Raw genomic sequence first — 26,803 nt, 5'->3', positions numbered from 1 at the left:
CACCTCTATATCAGACATTTCAACGGGCTGATTTGCAATGTCAGGGATGAACGTCGGTGACCGGCTGTCGCAGGCGCGATCTCCTACATCACCTTGGCTATCCGGAAAAGGCCCCGGGCTTGGTCTGAGGGCCGGAAGTTCGGCGCTTGAGTGGAAACGGGACAGCGAATGCGTGGAAAGTGGATTGCGCTCGCCGGAGCGATCGTCGTTGTTGCGGGCGGTTGGACGGGGGCCTGGCTCTATGCCCGACATTGGCTCGCCGGCCAGGTGGAGCCCTTCCTGACCGATCTGGAGCGCAATGCCGGCGTGCGTCTCACCTGTCCGCAGCGCGAGATCTCCGGCTGGCCCTTCCGCATGGATCTGACCTGCCTTCATCCCACCGTCGACATGCCCGACGGCACGCATGTGGAAATGGCGCGCCTTGTGGGCACCGGCGTCATCGACGACTGGCATCTCCTGCGCTTTGCCGTGGAGGCGCCGGTGCGTGTGGCGGCCCCCGACGGCAGCACGGCCGTTGCCACCTTCTCTTCCCTGGTCGCGAGCCTGCGTTTCGAGAAGGAGCGGCTCGAGCGCCTGTCGCTCGCCGGCGACGGTCTGGACGTGGAGGGCGAGGTGGCCGGCGCGGGCCGTTTCGCCACGGCCATGGCCCATGCCGAAGCGCATGTGCGCGGCAACCCGGACCAGCCGGAAGACGCCGATCTTGCCGCCAGCTTCAAGGGGCTGACCATTGGTCGCGCGCCGGACACGCTGCTGCCGGCACCGGCGGACGGCAGCGCCGATCTGTCCCTGACCAAGGTCATGGTCGCCGGTGGCGATCTGCCCAGCTGGAGCGCGGCCGGAGGGCAGTTGCTGGTGCGGGACGTGACGCTGTCGCTGGGCGAAACCACGTTCAAGGCGGTGGGGCAGGGCGGTGTGGACGCCGACGGCTATCCCACGGGCAGCGTTACGCTGACCGGCCACAAGCCCGAGGCGCTGATCGCACTGGCCAAGACATCCGGCAAGCCGCTCAATCCGGCGGTGGCAGGGCTTGGCACGGCGATGCTGCTGATGGGCAAGCCGGTGAATGGCGACCGGCAGATCGATCTCTCCATCGCCGATGGCGGCAAGGTGAGCGCGGGCGCCATGGCCCTTGGCCGTGTCGCGCCGCTGTTCTGAAGCGGTTCTGTCCGGTCGCGTTACTTCTTGCCGGAACGGCCGAAGTCGGGGGCGGCGGCGTCCTGTCCCATGGTCACGATGCCCTTGCGGATGGCGCGGGTGCGGGTGAACAGGTTGAACAGCTTGTCGCCCTCGCCCCAGCGGATCTGCCGCTGCAGGGCGAAGAGATCCTCCTGAAAGCGACCGAGTACTTCCAGCACCGCGTCCTTGTTGTGCAGGAAGACGTCGCGCCACATGGTCGGGTCGGAGGCGGCGATGCGGGTGAAGTCGCGGAAGCCGCCGGCGGAGAACTTCATGATCTCGCCCTCGGTCACCTTCTCGAGATCGGCAGCCGTGCCGACGATGTTATAGGCGATGAGATGCGGCAGGTGCGAGGTGATCGCCAGCACCAGGTCGTGGCGCTCGGCGCTCATGCATTCCACATTCGCCCCCATGCCGGCCCAGAAGCCGACCAGGCGATCAAGCGCGGCCGGATCGCTGTCCTCGAAGGGGCAGACGATGGACCAGCGGTTCTGGAACAGCTCGGCAAAGCCGGCATCAGGACCGGAATACTCGGTGCCGGCCACCGGGTGGGCCGGGATGAAATGCACGCCGGCGGGCAGGTGCGGCTGCATCTGCCGGACCACCGAACCCTTCACCGAGCCGACGTCGGAGACGATGGCGCCGGGCTTGAGATGGTCCTTTATGGCCAGCGCCACCTGCTCGACCGCGCCGACGGGCACACAGGCAATCACGAGATCGGCGTCCTCAACCGCCTCGCCGGCGTCAAGACAGTAGCGGTCGGCAATGCCCAGTTCGCGCGCCCGCTCAAGATGGGCGGGGTCGCGATCGGCGATGGTGATTTCCTCGACCAGTTCATAGGCGCGCGCCGCACGCACGATGGACGAGCCGATCAGGCCGATGCCGATGACCGTCAGCTTGCGAAAAAGCGCGGGTGCCATCACTTGCCGCCCATGAATGCGGTCAGCGCGGCGATGATGGCGCGATTGGCCTCTTCCGAGCCGATGGTCATGCGCAGGGCGCCGGGCAGGCCGTAGCTTGCCACCTTGCGCACCACGATGCCCTCGCTGAGCAGATGCTCGTTGGCGGCGTCGGCATTCCTGGCGCCTTCAGGAAAATGCACCAACAGGAAGTTGCCGACCGACGGGGTGACCTTGAGGCCGAGCTTGGTTAGTTCGGCCGTCAGCCAGCCGTTCCAGGTCTCGTTATGATCGACAGCGGCGGCGATGAAAGCCTTGTCCTTGACCGCGGCGGCGCCGGCGGCGATGGCGGCGGCGGACAGGTTGAAGGGGCCGCGCACGCGGTTGAGCACGCCGATGATGGCGTCGGGGCCGTAGGCCCAGCCGATGCGCAGAGCGGCAAGGCCGTAGACCTTTGAGAAGGTGCGGGTCATCACCACGTTGCCCGAGGAGGCGACCAGCTCGAGGCCGCTCTCATAGTCGTTGCGGCGGACATATTCCGCATAAGCGGCGTCCAGCACCAGGAGCACGTTGCCCGGCAGGCCAGCGTGCAGGCGGCGCACTTCCGACATGGGGATATAGGTGCCGGTGGGATTGTTGGGATTGGCCAGGAAGACGATGCGGGTGCGCGGGGTGACCGCGGCGAGGATGGCGTCGACATCGGTGGTCAGGTTGCGCTCGGGCACCACGATCGGCGTGGCACCAGCCGCCAGGATGGCGATGCGATAGACCAGGAAGCCATGTTCGGTGAAGATGCCCTCGTCGCCCGGCGACAGGTAGCACTCGGCCAGCAGGTGCAGGAGTTCATCCGAGCCGTTGCCGCAGATGATGCGATCGACGTTGAGGCCGTGGGTATCGGCGATGGCGGCGCGGAGAGCGGTCGAGTTGCCGTCCGGGTAGAGTTCCAGCGCGCGGGCCACGTCGCCATAGGCTTCGATCGCCTTGGGGCTCGGTCCGAGCGGCGTTTCGTTCGACGACAGCTTGTGCAGCTTCTTGCCAGGGGCGGCCTTGGAGGCGCCGGGCACGTAGATGTCGATGTCGAGGATGCCGGAGCGAGGGGTCGGGCGAAGAGCGGTGTCGGTCATGGGAGAGCGGTCCGAGGGCTGAAGGCTATGGCGCTCTTCATAGGCGACGGACGGCTGAAAGCAAAGGGAAAAGCCGACCTCGGCCGGCTTCTCCCTTTGCCGGGGCTCAGTTGACCACGGCACCGCCGAAGGTGACGGTGGTCTTGCCCGGCGTCACCGGCATCACGGCGGCGGCGACGGGGGCGCCCGGCGGAGTGATCGGCGGATGGGCGAAGATCAGGCTCCAGAACACCTTGTACTTGGAGTTGGGGTTGTAGGCCGTGCCGATGCCCATCAAGGTCATCTCCGGGTCCTTCATGCCGCGGTCATGCGGCGGCGACTGGCGCCAGCCGGAGAAGGCTTCGGCGATGGTGTGATAGCCGGCCGCGACATTCTCGCCGGCATTGGCGAAGGCATAGCCGTAGGACTTCAGCCGGTCGCCCAGCATGGAATGGCCGTCGACATTGTGGCCGTGGTCGTCGAGGGCGGCCATCTTGCGCGCATAGTCGGCGGCGATCTGGCTGAGGCGCGGATCGAGCTGCAGCGGCGCAATGCCCGACTGGGCGCGATACTGGTTGATCATCTCCAGCATCTTGCGCTGGTCGATCTGGGCGGTGGGCGAGGCCAGATCCTCGTAGAAGCTGGGCTTGGGGCTCGGCGGCGGCTCGCTCTGGCAGGCGGCAAGCGAGAGAGCCGCGGCGGCGGCGAGCAGAAGGGCGCGGTAGGACACGGAGAACTCCGGGTTTCAGGATACGTGAGCCGGGTTTGGCACGAAGAGACCCAACGAATGGTTAACGGCTCTTCACGATTTCGCGGATGGCGGTGGCTCTTGTCTGCGGCGACACTTTGTCCGGAGGGAGGCCGTCTGGGTCAAATGTCCGGGGGACATCGGGACGACGGCAAAAAAAGTCTGCCGCCGGGCGCGCGCGCTGTCGAAATGACGGTCGGCGCTGCGTCATAGTGGCGGACAGAGATCATGTCCGAATCCTTGAGGGAGCACAGAGATGAAATATGTACTGGTTGTGCACGAAGGGCCTGAAGGTCTTGCGACCTTGCGCGATCCGGCACGCTGCGGCCCGTATATGGGCGCCTGGGGCGCCTATGCCAAGGCGCTGGTGGACGCCGGTGTCTTCGCCGGCGGCGCGGGCCTGCAACTGCCTGAGACGGCGACCGCCGTGCGCAAGGCGGCTGGCAAGGTTCAGGTGCAGGATGGGCCGTTCGCGGACAGCAAGGAACAACTGGCGGGCTTCTTCCAGATCGATGTGCCTGACCTCGACAAGGCGATCGAATGGGCGGGAAAGTCCCCGATCGCTGACGGTGGCGTGATGGAGGTGCGCCCCGCCATTGTCGGACCGAACTGACATGGTCTCGCCCGCAGCCGAAGTGGAGCGGGTCGCCCGCACGAGCTACGGGCGACTGGTCGCCTTTCTCAGCCGGCAGTCGCGCGATGTCGCGGCTGCCGAAGACGCGCTGGCCGATGCCTTCCGGATCGCGCTGGAGCGCTGGGGCGAAACCGGCGTCCCCGTGTCGCCGGAGGCGTGGTTGATGACGACGGCGCGGCGTCGGTTGATCGACAGCGGACGGCGGCGCGAAACGGCGCAGGCGGCGCTGTCGCTGTTGCCGCTGCTGTCGGTCGGCGACCATCTCGGCGGGGAGGTTGACCGCCTGCCGGATTGGCGGCTGGAGCTGATGTTCGCCTGCGCCCATCCGGCCATCGATCCCGCCGTGCACGCGCCCTTGATGCTGCAGGTGGTGCTCGGCTTCGACGCGGCGGCCATTGCCGCCGCCTTTCTCGTCGCGCCCGCAACCATGGGGCAGCGGCTGTCGCGCGCGAAAGCAAAGATCAAGGCGGCCGGCATTGCCTTCGAGATCCCCGAGTCCGGTCGCCTGGCCGAGCGGCTGGCAGGCGTGCTCGACGCCATCTACGTGGCTTTCGGTGCGGCACAGGACGACATTGCCGGTGCCGATCTCCGCATGCGCTGGCTCGGCGAGGAGGCGCTGTCGCTGGCGCGCGTGGTCGACGGGCTGCTGCCCGATCAGCCGGAGGTCAAGGGACTGCTCGCGCTGATGCTGCATGGCACCGCAAGGCGGAAGGCGCGCTTTCACCCCGAGATCGGCTATGTGCCGCTCGATGCTCAGGACGTCGCGCTTTGGGACGCCGGGATGATCGCCGAAGCCGAAAGGCTCCTGCTTGCGGCGTCGCGATTTGGGGTGCCGGGACGTTTCCAGCTGGAGGCGGCGATCCAGTCGGCTCACGCCTGCCGGCGCCTGGGCTCGGTGGTGCCCGATGACGCGATGATTCTGCTCTACGACGGGCTTGTCGCGCTCGCGCCGAGTGTCGGGGCGCTGGTCGGTCGGCTCGCATGCCTTCTGGCGATGGATGATCTTGACCGGGCAGGCCAAGCGCTGGCCGCCATCGACGAGAGCCTGGCAGCGGACTACCAGCCCTATTGGGCGGCGCGTGCGGCGTTCCACGATCGGCTTGGGCAGGTCGAGCAGGCAGATCGCGCCTATGACCGTGCGCTTTGTCTTGCCACGGACCCTGCGGTTCGCGCCTTCTTGGGCGAACGCCGGCGCGCGATGCTAGGGCGAAGGGTGTAGCGGCGGGTCCTTGATTTGTGCGCCGCACAAGTGCACATTCGCAGCCGCGAACCGATCGAGGAGGATCGGGCAAATGGCTGACAATCTGCAGAAATGGACGGCCTTCGATGACTATCGCAAGGCCTTTCGCTGGTCGCTCGGCGAGCGTCTCAACATGGGCGTCGACGTGGCCGACGCCTGGGCCGTCCGCGATCCGGATCGCGTCGCCATCATCACCCACGCAGACGACGGCCGGCATGGGCTGACCAGCTTTCGGGAGCTGGCGCTCACCTCCAACCGCCTCTGCAACACCCTCGCGGCACTGGGGCTCGGTGTCGGCGATCGCGTGGCAATCCTGTTGCCGCAGACCGTCGAGGCGGTGACAACGCATGTGGCGGCCTACAAGGGCGGGCTTGTGGCCCTGCCGCTGTCCATCCTGTTCGGCGCCGACGCGCTGGAATATCGGCTGCGGCGGGCCGAGGTGAAGGCGGTGGTCACCACGGTGGCCGGGGCGGAACGGATCGAGCCGCTCAGGAGCGGCTTGCCAGCGCTCGCCCGTGTGATCACCACCGATGGCGTCGGCCCCTCGTCCCTTGGCTGGACCGCCCTCATCGAGGCGGCATCGGATGCCTTCACGCCGGTTGGCAGCGGGCCGCTCGATCCGGCGCTGATGATCTTCACCTCGGGCACAACGGGCAATCCCAAGCCGGCCCTGCACGGCCAATCGGTTCTGGCTGGGCATCTGCCGGGCATCAATCTGGCGCAGGACATGCTGGGGCGGCCGGGCGATCTCATGTGGACGCCGGCCGACTGGGCCTGGGCGGGCGGGCTCCTCAACGCGCTGTTGCCGGCGCTCCATGCCGGTGTTCCCGTGCTGGCCCATCGCTTCGACAAGTTCGATCCGGATCTCGCCCTCAAGCTGATGGCGACGCATCGGGTCACCAACAGCTTCCTGCCGCCGACGGCGCTCAAGTTGATGCGGCAGCTGGGTGACATCCGCGGGCGCCACCCGCTTGCGCTGCGGGCCATCGGTTCGGCAGGCGAAGCGCTGGGGCGCGAAGCCTATGACTGGGCCGCCGAGGCCTTCGGCTTTCCGGTCAACGAGTTCTACGGGCAGACCGAGTGCAATGCGGTGATCGGTTCGGCGCATGCGCTCGGCTGCGGTCGCGCCGGCGCCACGGGCAAGGCGATCCCCGGCCATGTGGTTGCGATCATCGACGAGGCTGGCAAGGAGGTTCCGCCGGGCACCGCCGGCGAGATCGCCGTCGCACGGCCCGATCCGGTGATGTTCCTCGGCTATGCCGGCGATCCCGAGGCAACCGCTGCCAAGTTCAAGGGCGACTGGATGACCACCGGCGACACGGCGATGATGGATGAGGACGGCTATTTCCACTTCATCGGCCGCGACGACGACGTGATCACCTCCTCAGGCTATCGCATCGGTCCAGGGGAGATCGAGGACTGCCTGATGTCGCATCCGGCCGTGCGGCTGGCGGTCGCCGTCGGCAAGCCCGACCCGATCCGAACGGAGATCGTCAAGGGCTTCGTCGTGCTCAACGAGGGCCAAGTGCCGTCTGACGTGTTGCGGCAGGAGATCCAGCTGCACGTGCGCTCGCGGCTGTCGGCACACGAATATCCGCGCGAACTGGATTTCGTCGATCACATCCCCATCACCACGTCCGGCAAGCTGATCCGGCGCCATTTCCGCGACAACTCATGACCGGCGAAGCAGGTTGCGCAGGCTGGTTCGCATGTTATTTATCCGGCTAATTACATCTGCCAGGCGATCGACGAGATCGTTGGCATCGGGATCGAGCGCCGCGATCAGCGTGCCCATGCGCTTGCGGCCGGCCCATTGCCGCTCGATGAGGGGATGGCCCTCGACGGCAAGGCTGTCGACGCGGTCGATGTCGGGACTGGCGAGAAAGGCCTCGGTCGCGTGGGCCAGCACCTGGGCGCCGGGCGAGGCGAAGGCGGCGTCGGCGTCATGCGCCACTTTCCAGATGGCGGCTTGCCGGCCGGCGATCAGGCTGATCAGCACGCCCACCTGCGTGCCACGATGCAGCAGGACGTCGCAACGGACGCGACCCCGGCGGGCCTGCTCCGGCAGGAAGCGCTGGGCGAAATCCAACCGCTTGAAATGCGCTGCCAGCCCCGATCGCTTGCGCCAGCCACCGGCCTCGAGGCGCAGGAAGGCCCCGAGGGCGTGATCGACGTCGGTCTCCGAGGTGGCCAGCTTCCAGGTGACCGGGCCGGTCTCTTCAAGCCGTTGCAGGCGGCGATTGAGATCGTGGCGCCGTCGGCCCTTCAGGTCGTTGCCGAGTGCCTTGTCCGGTGTGGCGCCGGCGTCGAGTTCCGCGCGGGCGTGTTCGCCGATGGTCACCACGTGACAGTTGCGTGCCTTGAGGGTGTCCAGCAGACCGCGAGCGACCGGTCCATCGAGGTTGACGTCCCGCAGGCGCAGCAGGGGAGCGAGCGTGGCAAGGCCCTCCACAAGCGCGGCGCCATCGTGCGGTTGCCGCAGCAGGGGCGTCCCCAGTGGGCCGTAGGCGCTGCTGAAGCCATCGAGCCAGGGAGGCAGATAGCCGGGCAGGCCGCTGCGCTCGCGCACCACCAGCAGCCCGCTCAAGGGATCGTCCTCCCGGCCGACGGAGGCAATCAGCCATTCTGCGGGCTCGATGCGCCCGGCAGCGGTGGCGACGAAGGCGGGCTCCATGAACATGTTGGGTTCGATCGCCGTGTCGGCGAGTTCGTACCAGCGTTCCATGGAGTAAATGGCGGTTTCCAGCGGTTCGCAGCGAAAGGCGAGCGACGGCGCTGGCTGGGGGGGCTCGGTCATATTTCGTCATCCGCGCGCTCTTCGCCCGCAGGACGCGCGGACCAGTTGTCCGGATGGAAGATCCAGACACTTATGTCAAAATACTTATGTACGGCCGTTGCGACAAGGCCTGCTTCGACGGCAAGGGACAGTGCCGTGCCGGTGGCTGCGCCCAGCAGACCAAACTGCGGAATCAGCAGGCTGCAGAACAGAAGATTGCACAGGAAGGCGATGCCGAAGATGCCGGCGACCGCACGTTGGTGACCGGCCATGGTCAGCAGCGTTTCGGAGGTTCCGACGGAAGCGCGGGCGAGAATGCCGGTGACGAGGATGGCGAGTACCATGGAGCCTTCGACAAAGTCGCCGCCGAACAGGCTGAGCAGCAGGCGCCCGAAGGCGAGGACGACGATGGAGACACCGACGGACGGCCAGAAGGTCCAGCGTACCGTCTGCCGGACAAAGCGCGCGAGATCCTCCTGCTGGCCCCCGTGGAACAAGGCCGAGAATCGCGGGCCGGAGGCGGCGCGCACCGCGTAATAGACGAAATGGACCAGTGCCAGCGTCTTGGTGGCGGCATAATAGATCGCCACCTCTTTCGGTCCGGCAAGCCAGGAGACCATCACCACGTCGACCGAGGTCAGCAGCACATAGAAGCCGTCCGCCGCGAGAATCGGCAAGGCGGTGGCGAACCAGTGGCGGAGATCATAGGCCGCGGGGCCGGCCTCGACCGGGTGGCGGCGCCAGATTGCCACGGCCTGCGTCAGCGCCGTGATCCAGGTGGCCACGGCCGTGACGATGCAGGCGGTCAGGGCGGTGGCCTCGATGCCGGCGCCGAGCGCTGCGGCCAGCAGGGCGATGATCAGCAGCGGCCGCCAGATATAGGTTGGGCCGAAGGCGAGGGATATCCAGTTATAGGCCCGCGCCAGACCATCCTGCACCTCCGTCAGACAGAAGAGCGGCAGGGTGAGGCCGCCGGCGAGCAGCACGGCGGTGTTGCTCGGGAACAATCCCGTCGGTGCCACGGCGACCGCGACGCCGCCGGCGATCAGAAACAGGGACGAAAAGGCGAGGGCCGACAGGCGGCTCACCCGCAGGAAGCCGCGCAGCAGGGCCGGCTCGTTGCGGGTGCGGTATTCCGGGACAAAGCGGATGGCGGCGCTCGAAAAGCCGAGGTTGCCGATCTGGCTCAGGATGGTGATCCAGACGTAGATCACGACATAGAGGCCATATTCTGCGGCCCCCAGCCAGCGGGCGAGCAGGATCTGGGTGAGATAGGCAATGGCGGCGCCGGCGACACGAATGCAGAAGGCAGCCAGCGCCGTGCCTGCGCTCTGCGGCACGGCGCGGCGCAATGCTTCGAGCGGAGCGCGCAGGATCCCAGGCAGGAACTTGAAGGGAGTGAGCATCAAGTTTCCTTCGGCGTGCCGGCCAAGGGGCTTCAGCCGGCCAGAACGCTGCGGCCGTCGGCGGACAACACGTCTTCCAGCAGGGCGTAGAGTTCGCGCGGGGTGAAGGGCTTGCGCAGAAAGGCCTTCACATGCGGATTGTAGGGCACCTGTTCGCTGGCCGAGGTCACGATCACCGGCGGCAGCGTACCGCCGCAACTGTCGGCCAGGAGGTTGATGACGTCCTCGCCGGTCTCCTGGCGCAGGGCCCAGTCCATGAAGATCACGTCGGGCTGTTCGGTCTCCAGCTGTGTCAGGGCTTCCTCGCCGGAGGCGGCGAGCAGGGCGGTGATGCCGAAGGATTCGAGGATGGCGGTCATCAGCATGCAGGCGACCGGGCTGTCGTCAACCACCAGCGCCTTCAAGGGACCGTCGGCATCCGCCGCGCTGATGTCATCGGCATCCGCAGGCGCGGGCTCGGCCGGCTTGCCCTGGCGCTGGGTCTTGCGGCCGAGCAGGCGGTCGAGGGCGCGATGGATCGACAGACGGGCGATGGTGCCGCCGCTGTCGGCCGAGCCAAACTCGAGGCCGCCGCCGAGAGCCTTGCTGATGGAGGAGGAAATCCAGAGACCGAGGCCGGTGCCCGTGGGGTTGGCCGATGCCTGGAAGGGAACGATGGCGAAATCGTCGGGCAGGCCCGGTCCGGTGTCTTCCACTTCGAAGGCGATGCGCATGCGCTTGGGCGCCTTGGTGACGCGCAAGGTGATGTTGCCGTCCGCGCTCGCCTTGATGGCGTTGGAGACGAGATTGAGGAGCACCTGCCGCAGGCGGACAGGATCGGTGACGATCGTCTTCGGCGTTCCGCGGGCAATCTCCACGTGGATGGCGCGGCCATTGAGCTGCAGCACGGGGGCGAACAGGCCGGCCACCTCGCGCGCCATCGCCGCGGGCTCCACGTCAGTGGGGTTGAGGCGCAGCCGCCCGGCCGAAAGGGCTCCATCGGTCACGAAATTCTCGGCGACGCCAATGGCTTGCGTGGTGGCAAGGCGGATGAGCTGCACGAGATTTGCGGTGTCGGCATCCAGCGGCTTGTGCGCCAGAAGCTCGGTCAGTGCGCTGACGGCGGCCAAGGGATTGCGCAACTCATGGCCCAGCACGGCCAACTGCTTGGCGCCCAAACGGTCCGGTTGCCGGGCCCTTGCCTCGGGCGACGTGTGGGGACGAACGAGATTGAGCATGGCGGACTCGCAACTGACGCGCTTTTTCGCTCGTTTTACGCTCTTGTTCTTTACTTTGGTTTAACCGCACGGTTCGGCGCGCTCGTCACCGTCACAATCGACATTTTCTCCGCCGCTTGGCTATTGACGCGCGACCGCCTCTGGCTATAGTCCGCCACCGCTGCCCCAGTGGCGAAATGGTAGACGCGGCAGACTCAAAATCTGTTATCTGCGAGGATGTGCTGGTTCGAGTCCGGCCTGGGGCACCAAGTTTCCGTTTGAGAGCGTTCGCGGTGGTTCGGAAAAGTCCACTGAGACGTCAAAAATCTCCTTAAAAATCATGACATAACGCTCGACTGTCGTTCAAGGCAGTTTGTTGGCGTTCGCTTGCGAGCAAGTTGGGCTGGGGGTATAATTTGGGGGTATCGTCACTATACCCCTGATGATGATACCCCAAGGGGAACTACGTATGCCGCTCTCTGATGCCAAGCTGCGTTCGCTCAAGCCCAAGGACAAGCCTTACAAGGTGACCGACGGCGACGGTCTTTTTGCACAGGTCGCCACAAGCGGTTCGATCCTTTGGCGCTGGAAATATCGCTTCGAAGGACGCGAGAAGCTACTTTCCCTTGGCCGATATCCTGAGGTCGGTTTGGCTGCGGCTCGCAGCAAACGCAATGAAGCGTTGGGTGTCCTGGCAGCCGGGAGAGATCCCAGCGAGGAAAAGCAGCGCCTGGAGCGCGAGCGTGTCGCAGCGAGCGCGGTGACCTTCTCGGTGATCGTTGAGGAGCTGATCGGAAAGAAGCAGCGGGAAGGCAAGGCACCAGCTACCATCGCCGGAATGCGCAAGCGGATTGCCCACGCAAAGCCGCTCATGCAGAGGCCAATCTCCGACCTCACGCCTGTCGAGATTCTGACGGTTCTCCGCGCGGTTGAGAGGCAAGGCTTCCATGAGACAGCGCACAAGCTGCGCGGTATCATCGGCGAGGCTTGCCGCTATGCCATTGCCACCGGGCGGGCCACCGCTGATCCGACGCGTGATTTGCGTGGTGCCCTTATCAATGTTCCAGCCCAGCCGCGTGATGCTATTGTCGACCCAGAAGGTTTTGGCGCGCTTATGCGGGCCATCGCCAGCCATCCGAACGTCGTGGTCCGTGCGGCCCTGGAGATCCTTGCCCTGACCGCCACTCGCCCTGGTGAGGTTCGTGGGGCACAATGGAGTGAACTCGACTGGGAAAGGCGGGAATGGCGCATCCCAGCCCGGCGCATGAAGATGCGAAGGGATCACGTCATTCCGATGTCCGAAGCGGCTCTGGCCATCTTCAAGCGGCTTCTTGAGTTTGCCGATGATGCCGATCTTGGGACCACCCTCGTCTTTCCTGGAGCAAGAAATGGTCGCCCTCTCAGCGAGAACACGCTGAATGCCGCTTTGGCGGCCTTGGGATATGGCGGTGGCCAACACACTGCTCACGGCTTCCGCAGCAGCTTTTCGACCATGGCCAACGAGAGCGGTAAGTGGTCGGTTGACGCCATCGAGAAGGCGCTCGCGCATGAAGATGGTTCGACAATTCGTGGCCGATATGCCCGGCACGAGCTGCTTGAAGAACGTCGAGCCATGTTGGATTGGTGGGCTGGGCGCGTCGAAATCATGCGGCGCGGTGCGGAGGTGATTGCTCTTCCCGGTAAGGCAATATCATTTCCATGATAATCGGAAGAAAAATGAGCTTGTTGAAAGCAGCTAGAGAAAAAGTCTTTTATAATCAATAAACTGTCCGTCCGTGCACAGAAGTGTTCATCCGCGTCCACATTCGGATTGACATCTGAGCACTCGTGCGGTTCATTTGTTTTGTCGTCGCAATTGCGACCTGACGAAACCCGCCGTGTCCGCACCGCGGGTTTTTTGTTACCCAAATCAACGTGATCACCCAAGGCCGCCCGCATTCCGCTGGTGGCCTTTTTGCATTGGAGTTTCCACATGTCACAGGATGCCAAGCGCCTGCTATCCGTCGCCGACTTCGTTGAGCGCTATTCGATCGGTCGTACGACCGCTTTCAAGGAAATGGCTTCGGGGCGCTTGCGCTCCGTCATGGTCTGCGGCTTGCGGCGAATCAGGATCGAGGACGCTGAAGCCTGGCTCAAGTTTTACGCTGAGAAGCGTTGTTGAATCTGCGGCAATCGCCGCCAGATTTCACGGCTAAGTAACGACGTCTTTGACGTCCCACCCAAGGCGTATCTCACCGCGGCAGGCCGGTGACAAGAGCCCCCATCAGGCCAGTTCCTTTCGACGATGGGAAGGCAGACCCGCGTACTCAAACCCTGCCTTCGGCAGCCTGAGGCCGCCAGTCAAAAGTCCAACGCGATAGTTTTCTTCGCCGTTGGCATTTGGCCAATTTTCTCAATTGGTTATGCGCTCCCCTGCGCGTCTTTCCCGAAAAGCCCACTTCAAGAGTTCATGTCATGCATGTTCGCCGACCCGTCAAAGCCCTGACGGGCGACGACGTTCGCGCCATGGATCATCTATGGCACCACGCTGCCAAGATTGGCGCGCCGCTCACGGCCTTTGTCACAGTGAACATCTTCGATTTCGATGCCTTGTCGCCTCAGGACAAGGCGGACGCCAACCGGCGCATCCTCGACAATCTCGGCCAATTTGCTCGGCGCGAAGGCTTTCCGATCGTCTACATCTGGGCGCGCGAGATCGGTGTCGATAACACGGGTGAGCATCTGCACATCCTGGCGCATGTGCCCAGGCACCTGTTTCGGAAGTTCAAACGGCTCGCGAATGCCTGGCTACCCGGAAACGAAATCCAGATCGCGGCGGCCAGTTACCGGATCAGCAAGGCCGAGGACGGCAAGCTGCACTCGGCTTTGCACTACATGGCCAAGCAGATGGACCACCGCGCAAACTTCCGAGCAGCCTGGCGACGGGTCAAGGGCGGCACGATCTTCGGTGCGCGCTGGGGCTGTTCGCAAAGTTTGCGCGGCGAGAAGGCGGAGGTGTTGAAGGCGCGGGAGATGCGGCGGAGGGCGTTTAGGCGGAGACAGGAGTGATGGTGTGGCCTTGCTAAGAAGCGCAATCTCGACTGTAACTCTCCGATATTTCGATCCTGTCGCGGGATCTCCTCGGAAAGTTTTTTGCATCTTGAAACTGTCTACGCGCCGAAATTCTGGGATACAGTTGGCATTGGCGTAACGCTCTCATTCTGTATGCTTCGGGTGTTGGCATGCTGGACTACATGCTCTTTTGGGGCAAAGCCCAACCTCTGGATATCCGGGGAGTTCCCTGGCACCCGATCGCTTGGCATAGCCTGGATGTAGCTGCTGTCACGTCAATTCTGCTAGATCAGATGCCGTGGTTGGTCGCCCTCTTGGCCGCGCCGACCGGCGCAGACGAAACGACCGCGCGGCGGTTTATCGTGCGTCTTGCGGCGTTGCATGACCTTGGAAAGTTCGCGTTCGGTTTTCAGGTCAAGGTGCCGCAGTGCTTTCCGGCCCTGGCCGGCAAGCCTGTATCCGCGCGTCTCGGTGACCATACGGCCATCGGCTGCACACTGCTGTTGCGATCCGATTTTACGTCGTTGTGGGAGGTGCTGGCGCCTCGCCTGGGCGACTATGCGCGGCGAGAGGTCGCTATTGCCGTTGCCGGGCACCATGGCCGCCCCACTGCGCCCATCGAGCCCTGCAACGAAGACGAGATTGGTCGCAAGGCCATCGCCTGCGCGCTCGAATATGCTCAAGCGGCTTTGGAAGTTATTGGCGGTGATGCATATGTTGGCGAGCTGAACCAAGCCGCTGCCAAACGCGTCTCCTGGGCCATCGCTGGTGTGATCAACCTGGCCGATTGGATCGGATCCAATCAGCAGTTCTTCCATTATGAGACGCCCGATGTCGAGATCGACAACTATTGGGAAGACATTGCCCAGCCGCGCGCCCGTGCGGCGGTGGCTGCGGCCGGCCTGCAGCTGACACCAGCGAGCCTCAACTCCGGCTTTGCCGCTTTGACCGGGCGTCGCGAACAGCCCAGCCCATTGCAGGCGCATATGCAAGGCTGTGTGCTGCCGGACGGCGGTGCGTTCTATCTGGTCGAAGATCTGACCGGCGCAGGCAAGACCGAAGCTGCACTGATCCTGGCCCATCGGCTTCTTCAGGAGGGACGCGCCGACGGCATCTTTGTCGCGTTACCGACCCAAGCTACGGCCAATGCCATGTATGCGCGCCTCGGCCCAATCTATCGCCGTCTGTTCGCCGAGGAGGCCAAACCGTCTCTGGCACTAGCGCACGGCAGTGCCGCACTGCATGAAGGATTTCAGGAGAGCATTCTCGATGTCGGTCGCCCCGAAGTTTCCTACGGTGGCAATGTGGATGACGACGTGACCGCATCGGCCTCCTGCGCCGGATGGATCGGATCCGATCGCCGTCGCTCGGTCTTTGCCGAAGTCGGCGTGGGAACAATTGATCAGGCCTTCCTTTCGGTATTGCCGGTCAAGTTCGCGGCGCTGCGCATGTTGGGTTTGGCTCGCAAGGTTCTGATCCTGGACGAAATTCATGCTTATGGTGCTTATGAAGGGGAGGAGCTTGCCCGGCTTGTGGAGTTTCACAGTGGGCGTGGCGGTTCCGTCATTGCGCTGTCGGCAACCTTGCCGGCGCGCGTTAAGGACCGATTGGTTAATGCCTGGCGGTTGGGTCGGGGGCTACGAGGAGCGGCCGTGCCCTGGATGCCCAACTATCCCCTATTCTCCACGATCGACCGGGAGGGCGCTGCAACCCAGGCGCCGCTCGCTCCTCGCATGGGCTTGCCGCGAACGGTCGAGGTTGAACGCCTCGCAACTGTTGAAGCCGCCATTGAGGCAATCGCCGCGGCTGTCGATCGGGGCGCATGCGTCGCCTTGATCCGCAACACAGTCGACGATGTTCTGGCCGCGCATGCCGCCTTGCGCGAGCGGGGCCTTGAAGCGATCGTCTTTCATGCCAGATTTGCCATGTGCGACCGCCAGAAGATCGAGACCGATGTCGTCGCCCGCTTTGGTCCGGCGTCTACAGTTGAGGATCGACGCGGCCGGGTAATCGTCGCCTCGCAGGTAATCGAACAGTCGATCGACGTCGACTTCGACGTCATGATCAGCGATCTGGCGCCGATCGATCTCTTGATCCAGCGGGCAGGGCGCCTGTGGCGGCACGGCGGGCGCGCCCGCGCGGTGACCTCGCCCCGCCTGCTGGTGATCTCGCCGGAACCGAAGGACGAGGTTGCGGCTGACTGGCTGTCGTCTTCGCTGCGCGGAACATCCTATGTCTACGGCAATCACGCATTGATGTGGCAGACCGCTAAAGTTCTGTTCGCGCATGGGAAAATCGTATCGCCGGAGAGCGTGCGTCCCATGGTCGAGGCAGTCTATGCCCTCGACGCGCTGGACAGGGCGCCAAAGGCCCTTGAGCGCAGCCGCCTCGACGCGGAGGGCAAGGCTGCCGGTGAGAAGAGCTTTGCCGGCATGAACCTCCTGAAATTCCGTGAGGGCTATGCTCAGGAGGCTGCTTGGAACCCGGAGATTCATACGCCCACCCGAACAGGCGAGGAGCGGACCATCTTCCGGCTCGCTCGCTGGGATGGCGCATCACTACAGCCTTGGGCTGGCGACATAGATGCCTCTATGACGCCGCGCGAGGTCGAGCATCTGTGGGCGCAATCGGAGGTGGCCGTGCGCAAGAGCCGCGCCACCGGGCGCGGAACCTACGCCGCCGATATTGATCGAGCGGCCGGAAGGCTGGAGCGCGCGTGGGGGGAGATGGCCGGATGTGTGGTGCTCCCATTGGTGGGGCTAGTTAGCAGTGGTACATTTGAGGGCAGTGCAATTAAGCGCACTGCTTCGGTGAGCGTTTCTTGCGACCCTGTGTTTGGGCTTGTGTTCAAAGATGTCGTCAACCAAGGATAGAATATTTAGTAAGCAACTCTTGGCGAGGTCTCGGGGTTGATCCGCGAATTATACTAATCTAGATTTACTCGTTCCCCATTTTGGGGCTGAACCGCTAGTCCGAGTGGCCTGAGCGTCCGAGTGTTCCCCGCGCACGCGGGGATGAGCTGCATACCGATTGGATCGATTTTTGAGAAAATGCGTTTCCTTTGGGCTGCGGAGCCAAGTTGCCTCCGAGGAAACGCATTTCTAGACACCTCTGCCTATCGAGATAGATTATGAACAACCACAAGTTGTTTTTTACAAACTTAAATAGTTAATACTAGGTTGAGACAATATGAGATTCGCGGGTAGGTACCTTTATAAGCTAGTGCGAGAAGCTTAAGCGACGAGAATAAAAGTTAGTCTGGCGCTTGACGAGACTCAAAATACATGCTCAAACGATAAAAGGCGTCGCTAACACTCGATAAAAGTGCACGCAACGCCTTTAATGGGTGGATGCCGGCTGTAGGTCTGCAAACTTTGACCGGCTCCAAGCCGCCAGCTCAAGATCGGAGCTTTCCGAAGTCAGGAGTGATGGCTATGTGGCTCAAGCCTGTGTTGTTAGGTTGAGCCGTATGGGAGGGGGAGGCCCTTCTCCCATACGGCATTTATCCCATCTTTCTTTTGAAAAATCAACTCTTTGCTTCTCGCTTAGCCCTCGCGCTGGCGTTTGGGGATTATTATGCCCTCATTCAATCTCGTCCACGATCCCTGGATTCCCGTCGTCACCCGTTCGCGTCAGCGACGATGGATCCGTCCTTCCGAACTGACGATCGATGCCGCAGATGACCCGGTCACTGACATCGTCTGGCCGCGTGCCGATTTTCGCGGCGCAAGTCTGGAGTTTCTGATCGGTCTTCTGGCAACCGCGTGCCCGCCCGAAGATGATGACGACTGGAAGCTTCGGTGGGATCAGCCACCATCTCCGACTGACCTGAGTGCACGGTTTGACCCGTTTGCCTCGGCCTTTTCCCTCGATGGGTCTGGTCCCCGCTTTCTTCAGGATCGCGGTGATCTTGGCAACGAAGTGAGTCCGATCGCGGGACTGCTGATCGATCAACCGGGGTCGAACACCGAAAAGAACAACGCCGATCTGTTCGTCAAGCGGGGCCAGGTGCAGGTGCTGGGACGCAGGACAGCAGCCATGGCACTCTATGCCTTGCAGGCTTTCGCCCCCGCCGGTGGTGCCGGCCATCGGACCAGTCTGCGCGGCGGTGGCCCCTTGACCTCGCTTGCGCTGCCAGGGCAGGACGACACCGTTCACGCCACGCTCTGGCACAAGCTCTGGCTCAACGTGACGAGGCTGCATGATGCCCTCGAACATGGCGAGCCACTGGAAACGCCTGAAGCGGCTTTTCCCTGGCTCGGCGACACCCGTCTGTCCGACAAATCGGGCGTAGTGACTACGGGATCGGACATGCATCCGGTTCAGTGTTTCTGGGGCATGCCGCGCCGCATCAATCTCGTCTTCGAAGACAATGTCGATGGTTTGCCCTGCGACATCACCGGCGAGGTCGAGCCGGTCATCGTGCGCAATTATCGAACTCGCCCCTACGGCGTGAACTATGCGGCCGTCCGTCATCCGCTGACGCCCTACTACCGGGTGAAGCCGGGCGACGTCGAGCTGTTGCCCGTTCATCCGCAGCCCGGCGGCATCGCCTATCGCCAATGGCTGGGATACGTGCAGGAGGGACCGAGGGCCAGTCCGGCCAGCTGTGTGGTGGCTGCAAAGCGACGCCTCCAGGGCTCGAAGCGCCTGTCCCTGTTCGGCTATGATATGGACAACATGAAGGCGCGCGGCTTCGTGGAGACCGAGATGCCGTTCCTTGTGGCGTCATCCGATCGCAAGCGCGACAAGCTGGCCATCTTGGCGGCGCGCATGGTCGACGGAGCCACGGAGGTGGCGAGCCTGTTGATCGGCCAGATCAAGGCCGCCTATCAAGGCAATGTCAGCGGGCTCGATCTGATCCGCGAGACCTTCTTCAAGCAAACCGAAAGCGCCTTCTTCGGGCGCCTGTCCGCAGGGCTCGAAGCCATCGAGGCAACCTCCGATGACGAGGAGCACCCTGAACTGCTTGTGGATCTCGGCAAGCTCTGGCTTGAGCGGACGCTGGCACCAAAGGCGTTGGACGTCTTCGATGCACATGTGGACGCCAAGGCTGTGGTGATGATCGCCGACATCAAGGCATTTCAGCATATCGCCGATGCCCGGCGGATTGTAGCTGCTGCACTGAGCGGGCATGGGCCGTCGGGCCGCAACATCGTCAAGGCAGTGACCGGCGCGGAGCCGCCGAAGCAAGCCAAGAAGGCCAAAAGGGAGGCGCAAAATGAGTGAACCCGAATCGACTTTGAAGCCTGCCGACAAGGCTGCGCTCTGGTGGCGCGAGTTGCAGGACACGCGTGGCGGTAAGCCCAACCCGCGCGCCGACCGGGCAGCCCTTGCGCGCTTGCGGCGGGCTCGACCCGACGAGCTGCCGGCCGACGAGACCATCATGGATCTCTACCGACGGCTGTTCTCCACCCAGTATCGGCTCGACAACATGGTCTTGGCCATGCGGGTCGCTCTGGTTCTTGCCCATGTGCGGGAGGACCGCAAGGAGCGGGTCGGGCCAGCGTTGGGGGCAGGAGGCGAGAATGCTCCGCTAAAGCCGTTGCGCCTCAAGCGCTTGTTGCAGGCCGAGGCCAATGACGAGATCGTCAGACAGTTCCGGCGCGCCGTCGATCTCCTCGACGGAGCTGCGAACGTGCGCGACCTTGCCGATCTCCTGCTCAACTGGACCGACGAGGATCGGGCCGCCGACTACCGGGCGAGGTTCGCGTTCGGCTATTTCGGCGCCGCAGCCTCGGCTGGCGATGCTCCCGATATCCATACGGCAGACGCCTGAACACCTCCATTTTCAGAAAGCCATCGTCATGACCATCTTCATCCAGCTGCATCTTCTCACCTTCGTTCCGCCGTCCAATCTGAACCGCGACGATACCGGTACGCCCAAGACCGCCAATGTCGGCGGCGATACACGCCTGCGTCTGTCATCTCAGAGTCTCAAGCGGGCCTGGCGCACGTCCGAGGTCTTTGAGAGCCGTCTCAAGGATCACCTCGGCAGCCGCACCCAGCGCTTCGGCGACCACATCCGGGAGAAGCTCATCGGCAAGGGCGTGCCCTCCGACATTGCCCTCAAGGCCACGCGCAAGGTCATCGAAGTCTTTGGCAAGCCCGAAGACAGCAAGGTCGAGGCCAAGGAAACCTACACCAAGCAGCTCGCCTTCATCTCTGAGGCCGAAAAGACTGCCGCGCTCGAACTGGCCGAGAAGATCGCCGCTGGCGCGGATGTCGATGACAAGAAGCTCGCCGCCATGGTCCTGAAGCGGGCCGACACCGCCGCCGACATTGCCATGTTTGGCCGAATGTTTGCCGACAATCCCGACTTCAACCGCGAGGCGGCCGTGCAGGTCGCTCATGCCATCACCACTCATCGCGTGGCAGTCGAGGACGACTACTACACCGCCGTCGACGATCTCAACGAAGGCCGCGAGAATGTTGGTGCTGGCTTTGTCGGTGAGGCAGGCTTCGGTTCGGGCGTGTTCTACCTTTATCTTTGCGTCGACACGGGAGCGCTGGTACGCAACCTCGGCGGTGACGAGGAGCTTGCCAAGTCGGCAATCGCTGCCCTGGTCGAGGCGGCGGCCACCGTCGCCCCCAATGGCAAGCAGGCAAGCTTTGCCAGCCGCGTTCGCAGCCATTTCATCCTCGCCGAACGTGGCTCCGATCAGCCCCGCACCCTCGCGAGCGCCTTTGCCAAGGCGGTTGAGCCCAAGGTGGCCATGGAGACGTCCCACAAGCGCCTGTTGGCCATGCGGGACAAGTTCGCCAAGGCCTATGCGGACAGCGACACGGCGAGCTGCGTAATGGATCTTCAGGAAGGCGAGGGTGCGCTGGCTGACATCATCGCCTTCGCGACTGACTGGAAGGCCTGACCCATGACCGAACTCGTCGTTTTCCGCCTGGAGGCGCCGATGGCCGCCTTTGGCGATCTGGCGCCGGGTGAGCGGCGCGGCAGCCATCAGCGCCCCTCGCATTCGGCCCTTGTCGGCCTGATCGCCGGTGCCCTTGGTTATGGCCGCGAGGACCCCGCGCTTGCGCAACTGACGGCGGGCATCCTGCTCGCTGTCCGAACCGATCATGTCGGAGCGCCGCTTGCCGACTTCCACACCGCGCAGACGCCGCCGCAACGCAAGGGGCGCCACTTTGCCACGCGGCGCGCCGAGCTTGCCGACAAGGACGATCTCGGCACGATCGTGTCGCGCCGCGACTACTGGACCGACATGGCCTTCACCATCGTGGTCTGGCCTACTGCGGCGCTGCCATGGCCAGCACAGTCCATCGCCGACGCTCTTAACCGGCCCGTTTTTACGCCTTTTGCGGGGCGGCGGTCTTGTCCCGTAGGCGCTCCGTTTTGTGCCACGGTCCTGCGGGCGGGTAGTCTGGTTGATGCCCTGTCGGCTTATGAAGCCTGGCTCGACGAGCACCGACCGGATGTTTTCGTATCGTCGCCCCGTGGCTGCGAGATCGCCTATGATGCTCGCCTGCCCGTGGAGGCGACCATTGGGCTGACGATTCTCCGGCCCGAAGTGCGGCGCGACAGTCGTGTCAGCCACCAGCCCTGGCAGTTCGACCTGCGTAGCGAAACCGTGGCCGAGATCGGCGGTCTTGATCGTTTGGGGGGGGCGACATGACCGAACTCTTTCTCACGCGCGCTTCGCTGACCGAAAGCTTCGATGTGCTGGGCCCGGTGCTCTTTCCGGCCGATCCCGCCCACAAGATGGCCATCGCCCATCGTCTGGTCTGGACCCTGTTCCCGCCCGACCTCAAGGAGCGTCCCTTCCTCTATCGGGAAACCGCCCCGTCTCAGGCACGCGGACGCGCCGCGCGGGGAGAGTTCTACATCCTTTCCTCCATCGCTCCCCGTGACGACCGTGGCCTGTTCCGCCTTGAGACCAAGCCTTTCGCACCGTGCCTTGTTCCTGGCGACATCCTGCAGTTCAGTTTGCGCGCCAATCCCACGGTGCAGAAGTCGGAAATGGAGGAAGGGCAGCGCAAGACCCGGCGTTTCGACGTGGTGATGCACGCCCTTCACGACGTACCGAGCGCCGACCGGGCCAAGGTGCGCCCGGAGCTCATCCGCAAGGCCGGTCTCGATTGGCTGGCGCGCCAGGGCGAGCGGGCGGGCTTTCGCCTGGTCGATCCGGAGGCCGTTCATGTCGATGGCTATGAGCAGTTCGACGCCGACCCCGAGGGCCGGCGCCGCGTTCGCTCCCAGCGGCAGCCCGGTCACAGCCGGCTTGATTTCGAGGGGCAACTCGAGGTGGTCGATCCGGCGCTCTTCGTGGAGGCGATCGGCAGGGGCTTTGGCCGCGCCCGTGCCTTCGGCCACGGCCTGATGCTGATCCGGAGGCCAGCAACATGAGCGGAGAAGGATCGACCACCTCCGGCATGCCGGGCTTGGCGCCGCCAGCTCCGATCCCCATGAAGGAACGCGCGTCGATCATCTTCGTCGAATACGGCCAGATCGACGTCATCGACGGGGCCTTTGTCGTCGTCGATAAGACCGGCGTGCGCACCCACATTCCGGTCGGCGGCTTTGCCTGTATCATGCTGGAACCGGGCACACGGGTCAGCCACGCCGCGGCAGCGCTGGCGGCAAGGGCCGGCACCTTGCTGGTGTGGGTGGGCGAAGCCGGCGTCCGGGTCTATTCGTCCGGGCAACCCGGCGGCGCCCGCGCCGATCGCCTGTTGCATCAGGCGCGCTTGGCCCTCGACGAGGCGCTGCGGCTCAAGGTGGTGCGGCGCATGTTCGAGCTTCGCTTCGGTGAAGAGGCGCCCGGGCGCCGGTCTGTCGACCAGCTCCGCGGCATAGAAGGCGCGCGCGTCAAGCGCATGTATGAGCTGCTGGCCGAACGTCACGGCGTGAAGTGGAACCGCCGGGCCTACGACCGGGGGGATTGGGATGCGGCCGACATACCAAACCGCTGCCTGTCCTCGGCGACCAGTTGTTTGCACGGCCTGTCGGAAGCGGCAATCCTTGCCGCGGGCTACGCGCCAGCCATCGGCTTTTTGCACGTTGGTCGCCCGCTGTCTTTCGTCTACGACGTGGCCGACCTCTTCAAGTTCGATACGGTTGTGCCAGTCGCCTTCGAGGTGGCCGGCCGCGCCGCCAAGGGGCGGCTCGACGAGCCGGCCGACCGGGCCGTGCGCCGGGCCTGTCGCGATGTTTTTCGCAAGACCGGTCTGCTCGGGCGGATCATTCCAACCATTGAGGACGTGCTCTCCGCTGCCGGGGTTGCGCCGCCCGACCCGCCGGAGGAAGCCCAGCCGCCGCAGTTCATCGACGAAGCGCCATCAGGCGACCCAGGGCACAGGGGGTAGAGTCATGATGACGATCGTTGTCGAAAACGCACCGCCGCGTCTGCGTGGCCGCCTTGCGGTTTGGCTCCTGGAAGTTCGCGCAGGCGTCTACGTCGGCAACTATGGCCGCCGCACGCGCGAGCGCATCTGGGACGAGGTCAAGAGCGCCATCGGCACAGGCAACGCCGTTTTGGTCTTCGCAAGTCCCACCGACGCTGGCTTCACCTTCGAAACCTGCGGCGAGAACCGCCGTAGGCCAGTAGACTTCGACGGCTTCTCCCTCGTCTCGTTTCTTCCCGAGGCCGCCAACGCATCCTGATGGTCCTGGCAAGCCAACTGGAAAAGCACCGAAAAGCCGGTGGGTTCTTTGACACAGTAAAAAAGATGTGAAAACAATAGTCTGCTGCAAGAGTGTTCCCCGCAAACGCGGGGATGAACCGTTGGCATCGATCCAGGTGCGATGCACGCCGATGTGTTCCCCGCAAACGCGGGGATGAACCGTGGCTATATGCCCCGCTTGCTTCTGGGCGGAGGTGTTCCCCGCAAACGCGGGGATGAACCGCAGACCGGCAGCAGAAACGCCCCGGCACCGGCGTGTTCCCCGCAAACGCGGGGATGAACCGGCACGGCACCGTACGTCATAGCCTGCGGCGCGGTGTTCCCCGCAAACGCGGGGATGAACCGGACGGCATCATCAAGAGCCCGTTCCTGGATGGGTGTTCCCCGCAAACGCGGGGATGAACCGCTGCAGCTCGTGTCCGGCCAGGACAGCACCAAGTGTTCCCCGCAAACGCGGGGATGAACCGACGACGGACATCGGCCCGGCCACGAGCGCGTCGTGTTCCCCGCAAACGCGGGGATGAACCGGGATGTCGTCCCGCGTCGTGAGCCCTTGCCGGGTGTTCCCCGCAGACGCGGGGATGAACCGAAGCTCTGCCACCAGGAGCCACAGGGCTGCAAGTGTTCCCCGCAGACGCGGGGATGAACCGGCCGTTGCGGAGATCGCGCCCGTGAAGCTGGCGTGTTCCCCGCAGACGCGGGGATGAACCGGCCGGCATATTCGGCGGCATTCGATGCCTGCCGTGTTCCCCGCAGACGCGGGGATGAACCGTGCCCTGAAGGCTCGCGCGTGATCATCGCCGAGTGTTCCCCGCAGACGCGGGGATGAACCGTGGGTGCGCATGTTGGCCGAGGACATGCTGGTGTGTTCCCCGCAGACGCGGGGATGAACCGACGCAATATCAGGCCAGGCAGGCCGAGGAGGCGTGTTCCCCGCAGACGCGGGGATGAACCGACGACACGCTGCAGAAGGCCGGCCGCGATCGCGTGTTCCCCGCAGACGCGGGGATGAACCGGGTGGCGTGATCATGCGACATACGGCGCGGGGGTGTTCCCCGCAGACGCGGGGATGAACCGCCTGCTTCTGGGCCGGCTTGATGATCGCAGCGGTGTTCCCCGCAGACGCGGGGATGAACCGTGAGCTCGCCGATAGGTCCGCCTTTCAGCGTCGTGTTCCCCGCAGACGCGGGGATGAACCGGAAAATCTCCTGTGATTTTTTCCTTGGGAAAAGTGTTCCCCGCAGACGCGGGGATGAACCGTGGGACGCGAAAAAACTCGGCGTAGCGCTTGGGTGTTCCCCGCAGACGCGGGGATGAACCGCTTGTCATCGGAAGGAACGCGTGATGGCTATCGTGTTCCCCGCAGACGCGGGGATGAACCGCTAGTCAGATCAGCCCGGCGCAGCGCCGGACTGTGTTCCCCGCAGACGCGGGGATGAACCGGTTGGACACTGATAAACCATTGATATCGCTTGGTGTTCCCCGCAGACGCGGGGATGAACCGCCTTTTTTAGCACGTTGTCACGTCATGCCATGGTGTTCCCCGCAGACGCGGGGATGAACCGGATGGCAGTTTTGTGCGGCTTTGGGGTGGTGTGTGTTCCCCGCAGACGCGGGGATGAACCGGCGATCGATTGTGTGATGAGCACGAGAGATCGGTGTTCCCCGCAGACGCGGGGATGAACCGTTCGCGTCGTTGCCGAGGGCGTTGGCCAGCTCGTGTTCCCCGCAGACGCGGGGATGAACCGCTTTTCGAGCGCTGCAATATGCCGTTGCACGCGTGTTCCCCGCAGACGCGGGGATGAACCGATGTCGGCACCGTCGGGGATCGGGCCAAGCGCGTGTTCCCCGCAGACGCGGGGATGAACCGCGCCTTCAACCCCAATGCCATCAATGCCGACAGTGTTCCCCGCAGACGCGGGGATGAACCGCACACCGCCTATGTGCTGCGCTTTGCCAACACGTGTTCCCCGCAGACGCGGGGATGAACCGGGGCGGCTGAGCGCCACTGAGGCCACGCAGTTGTGTTCCCCGCAGACGCGGGGATGAACCGAAACGGTCATTGCGAACATCTTTGCCGTTGTTGTGTTCCCCGCAGACGCGGGGATGAACCGCAGATCCTCGCCGTTCTTGGTGGCCTTGGCCAGTGTTCCCCGCAGACGCGGGGATGAACCGCCAAACGCGGTCTTCGTGCTTGTCGTGGTCGAGTGTTCCCCGCAGACGCGGGGATGAACCGAAGAATTTTTGACGCTTCGGCTAGGCGGGAGTGTGTTCCCCGCAGACGCGGGGATGAACCGGCTCTGTACTCAACTTCAAGACCGGCTTTGTCGTGTTCCCCGCAGACGCGGGGATGAACCGTACGGGTAGATGAGATCTCCGTGGCGGGCTGGGTGTTCCCCGCAGACGCGGGGATGAACCGCGCGCAGCGCAGAAATTCGGACGGCACCATCAGTGTTCCCCGCAGACGCGGGGATGAACCGCAGACCTGATCCCGGATGCATTTACGTGCATCGTGTTCCCCGCAGACGCGGGGATGAACCGGATCTTCATTCTCCCTGGTGTACCGGCGCGAAGTGTTCCCCGCAGACGCGGGGATGAACCGCGTGGCATGCTATCCACGCGGGCCAATCCAATGTGTTCCCCGCAGACGCGGGGATGAACCGCGCCGTTGAGGTTGCTTATCGGCGCGGTGCAAGTGTTCCCCGCAGACGCGGGGATGAACCGGTCTTGCATTCGACCAGCGTTTCCCACTCCGAGTGTTCCCCGCAGACGCGGGGATGAACCGTCCTTCCTCGGCAATGGCTCCCCCAAGGACGCGTGTTCCCCGCAGACGCGGGGATGAACCGCGCGGACGATCTGGAAAGCTCGCCTTCGGTCCGTGTTCCCCGCAGACGCGGGGATGAACCGCCGGGTCCGACAGCGGGGACGATGCCGCCGG

21 protein-coding genes, 1 tRNA gene and 1 CRISPR repeat array (1 of these 23 cut by a window edge) are annotated in these 26,803 nt (G+C 64.1%); of the genes, 16 read left to right on the top strand and 6 right to left on the bottom strand.

All coding sequences use genetic code 11. From position 1 onward, the window contains the following. Window positions 1-168: 168 nt before the first annotated feature. Complete coding sequence (locus tag L2I41_RS09575) at window positions 169-1,155, top strand: DUF2125 domain-containing protein (RefSeq protein ID WP_237153322.1); 987 nt, start codon at window positions 169-171, stop codon at window positions 1,153-1,155. 20 nt (window positions 1,156-1,175) lie between these two features. Here L2I41_RS09575 and L2I41_RS09570 read toward each other — a convergent pair whose 3' ends face one another. From L2I41_RS09570 to L2I41_RS09560, 3 genes are all read right to left on the bottom strand, one after another. Further along, window positions 1,176-2,096 carry a prephenate/arogenate dehydrogenase family protein gene (locus L2I41_RS09570; RefSeq protein ID WP_237153321.1) on the bottom strand — a complete coding sequence of 307 codons (921 nt, stop codon included), beginning with the start codon at window positions 2,094-2,096 and terminating at the stop codon, window positions 1,176-1,178. Then, entirely contained in the window at window positions 2,096-3,199 is a 1,104-nt protein-coding gene (hisC, locus tag L2I41_RS09565) for a histidinol-phosphate transaminase (RefSeq protein WP_237153320.1), read from the bottom strand. The genes L2I41_RS09570 and hisC overlap by 1 nt, the downstream gene beginning before the upstream one ends. A gap of 106 nt (window positions 3,200-3,305) precedes the next feature. After that, window positions 3,306-3,908 carry a CAP domain-containing protein gene (locus tag L2I41_RS09560; protein WP_237153319.1) on the bottom strand — a complete coding sequence of 201 codons (603 nt, stop codon included), beginning with the start codon at window positions 3,906-3,908 and terminating at the stop codon, window positions 3,306-3,308. 274 nt (window positions 3,909-4,182) lie between these two features. Here L2I41_RS09560 and L2I41_RS09555 point away from each other — a divergent pair, with 274 nt between their 5' ends. The 3 genes from L2I41_RS09555 to L2I41_RS09545 all read left to right on the top strand — a co-directional run bounded on the left by L2I41_RS09555 (window position 4,183) and on the right by L2I41_RS09545 (window position 7,478). Beyond that, window positions 4,183-4,539, top strand: a complete 357-nt coding sequence (locus tag L2I41_RS09555; protein ID WP_237153318.1) for a YciI family protein — start codon at window positions 4,183-4,185, stop codon at window positions 4,537-4,539. Between the two features lies 1 nt (window position 4,540). Further along, window positions 4,541-5,779, top strand: a complete 1,239-nt coding sequence (locus L2I41_RS09550; RefSeq protein ID WP_237153317.1) for an RNA polymerase sigma factor — start codon at window positions 4,541-4,543, stop codon at window positions 5,777-5,779. Window positions 5,780-5,852: 73 nt separating this feature from the next. Beyond that, on the top strand, window positions 5,853-7,478 hold the full coding sequence (locus tag L2I41_RS09545) for an AMP-binding protein (protein WP_237153316.1): 1,626 nt from the start codon (window positions 5,853-5,855) through the stop codon (window positions 7,476-7,478). Here the strand turns inward: L2I41_RS09545 and L2I41_RS09540 are convergent. Genes L2I41_RS09540 through L2I41_RS09530 form a run of 3 tightly spaced genes read right to left on the bottom strand, consistent with a single transcriptional unit; the run spans window position 7,473 to window position 11,199 of the window. Beyond that, on the bottom strand, window positions 7,473-8,597 hold the full coding sequence (locus L2I41_RS09540; protein WP_237153315.1) for a GNAT family N-acetyltransferase: 1,125 nt from the start codon (window positions 8,595-8,597) through the stop codon (window positions 7,473-7,475). The genes L2I41_RS09545 and L2I41_RS09540 overlap by 6 nt on opposite strands. Continuing rightward, window positions 8,594-9,982: a lipopolysaccharide biosynthesis protein gene (locus L2I41_RS09535; RefSeq protein ID WP_237153314.1), complete on the bottom strand. Its 1,389-nt coding sequence runs from the start codon at window positions 9,980-9,982 to the stop codon at window positions 8,594-8,596. The genes L2I41_RS09540 and L2I41_RS09535 overlap by 4 nt, the downstream gene beginning before the upstream one ends. Window positions 9,983-10,014: 32 nt before the next feature. After that, on the bottom strand, window positions 10,015-11,199 hold the full coding sequence (locus L2I41_RS09530; protein WP_237153313.1) for a hybrid sensor histidine kinase/response regulator: 1,185 nt from the start codon (window positions 11,197-11,199) through the stop codon (window positions 10,015-10,017). 162 nt (window positions 11,200-11,361) lie between these two features. Between L2I41_RS09530 and L2I41_RS09525 the strand changes: the two genes are divergently transcribed. The 12 genes from L2I41_RS09525 to cas2e all read left to right on the top strand — a co-directional run bounded on the left by L2I41_RS09525 (window position 11,362) and on the right by cas2e (window position 23,845). After that, a tRNA-Leu gene (locus tag L2I41_RS09525) sits at window positions 11,362-11,447 on the top strand. A gap of 200 nt (window positions 11,448-11,647) precedes the next feature. Further along, window positions 11,648-12,880 carry a tyrosine-type recombinase/integrase gene (locus L2I41_RS09520; RefSeq protein WP_237153312.1) on the top strand — a complete coding sequence of 411 codons (1,233 nt, stop codon included), beginning with the start codon at window positions 11,648-11,650 and terminating at the stop codon, window positions 12,878-12,880. A 270-nt stretch (window positions 12,881-13,150) separates the two neighbouring features. Beyond that, window positions 13,151-13,339 (top strand): MerR family transcriptional regulator, encoded by a 189-nt coding sequence (locus tag L2I41_RS09515; protein WP_237153311.1) that lies wholly within the window; start codon window positions 13,151-13,153, stop codon window positions 13,337-13,339. A 293-nt stretch (window positions 13,340-13,632) separates the two neighbouring features. Further along, a complete protein-coding gene (locus L2I41_RS09510) occupies window positions 13,633-14,226 on the top strand; it encodes a hypothetical protein (RefSeq protein ID WP_237153310.1) in 594 nt (197 codons plus the stop codon). A 173-nt stretch (window positions 14,227-14,399) separates the two neighbouring features. Next, window positions 14,400-17,102, top strand: coding sequence for a CRISPR-associated helicase Cas3' (gene cas3, locus L2I41_RS09505; protein WP_237153309.1), 2,703 nt, complete (start codon window positions 14,400-14,402; stop codon window positions 17,100-17,102). A 703-nt stretch (window positions 17,103-17,805) separates the two neighbouring features. Beyond that, window positions 17,806-19,458, top strand: a complete 1,653-nt coding sequence (gene casA, locus L2I41_RS09500; RefSeq protein ID WP_237153308.1) for a type I-E CRISPR-associated protein Cse1/CasA — start codon at window positions 17,806-17,808, stop codon at window positions 19,456-19,458. Further along, window positions 19,451-20,008: a type I-E CRISPR-associated protein Cse2/CasB gene (gene casB, locus L2I41_RS09495; RefSeq protein WP_237153307.1), complete on the top strand. Its 558-nt coding sequence runs from the start codon at window positions 19,451-19,453 to the stop codon at window positions 20,006-20,008. Before casA ends, casB begins: the two co-directional genes overlap by 8 nt. Window positions 20,009-20,036: 28 nt before the next feature. Then, a complete protein-coding gene (cas7e, locus tag L2I41_RS09490; RefSeq protein WP_237153306.1) occupies window positions 20,037-21,098 on the top strand; it encodes a type I-E CRISPR-associated protein Cas7/Cse4/CasC in 1,062 nt (353 codons plus the stop codon). 3 nt (window positions 21,099-21,101) lie between these two features. Beyond that, window positions 21,102-21,857 (top strand): type I-E CRISPR-associated protein Cas5/CasD, encoded by a 756-nt coding sequence (cas5e, locus tag L2I41_RS09485; RefSeq protein WP_237153305.1) that lies wholly within the window; start codon window positions 21,102-21,104, stop codon window positions 21,855-21,857. Next, window positions 21,854-22,588: a type I-E CRISPR-associated protein Cas6/Cse3/CasE gene (gene cas6e / locus L2I41_RS09480; protein WP_237153304.1), complete on the top strand. Its 735-nt coding sequence runs from the start codon at window positions 21,854-21,856 to the stop codon at window positions 22,586-22,588. The genes cas5e and cas6e overlap by 4 nt, the downstream gene beginning before the upstream one ends. After that, window positions 22,585-23,547: a type I-E CRISPR-associated endonuclease Cas1e gene (gene cas1e, locus L2I41_RS09475; RefSeq protein WP_237153303.1), complete on the top strand. Its 963-nt coding sequence runs from the start codon at window positions 22,585-22,587 to the stop codon at window positions 23,545-23,547. The genes cas6e and cas1e overlap by 4 nt, the downstream gene beginning before the upstream one ends. A gap of 4 nt (window positions 23,548-23,551) precedes the next feature. Next, window positions 23,552-23,845, top strand: a complete 294-nt coding sequence (gene cas2e / locus L2I41_RS09470; RefSeq protein ID WP_237153302.1) for a type I-E CRISPR-associated endoribonuclease Cas2e — start codon at window positions 23,552-23,554, stop codon at window positions 23,843-23,845. Between the two features lie 92 nt (window positions 23,846-23,937). Beyond that, window positions 23,938-26,803: direct repeats of the CRISPR family, unit length 29 nt; unit sequence GTGTTCCCCGCAGACGCGGGGATGAACCG; it runs 5,214 nt beyond the window's last position.

The sequence above is a fragment of the Oryzibacter oryziterrae genome (genome assembly GCF_021864535.1).
Lineage (GTDB): Bacteria > Pseudomonadota > Alphaproteobacteria > Rhizobiales > Pleomorphomonadaceae > Pleomorphomonas > Pleomorphomonas oryziterrae.
Note: the sequence above shows the minus strand (reverse complement) of the source record. Positions and strands in the feature narration are given on the sequence as shown.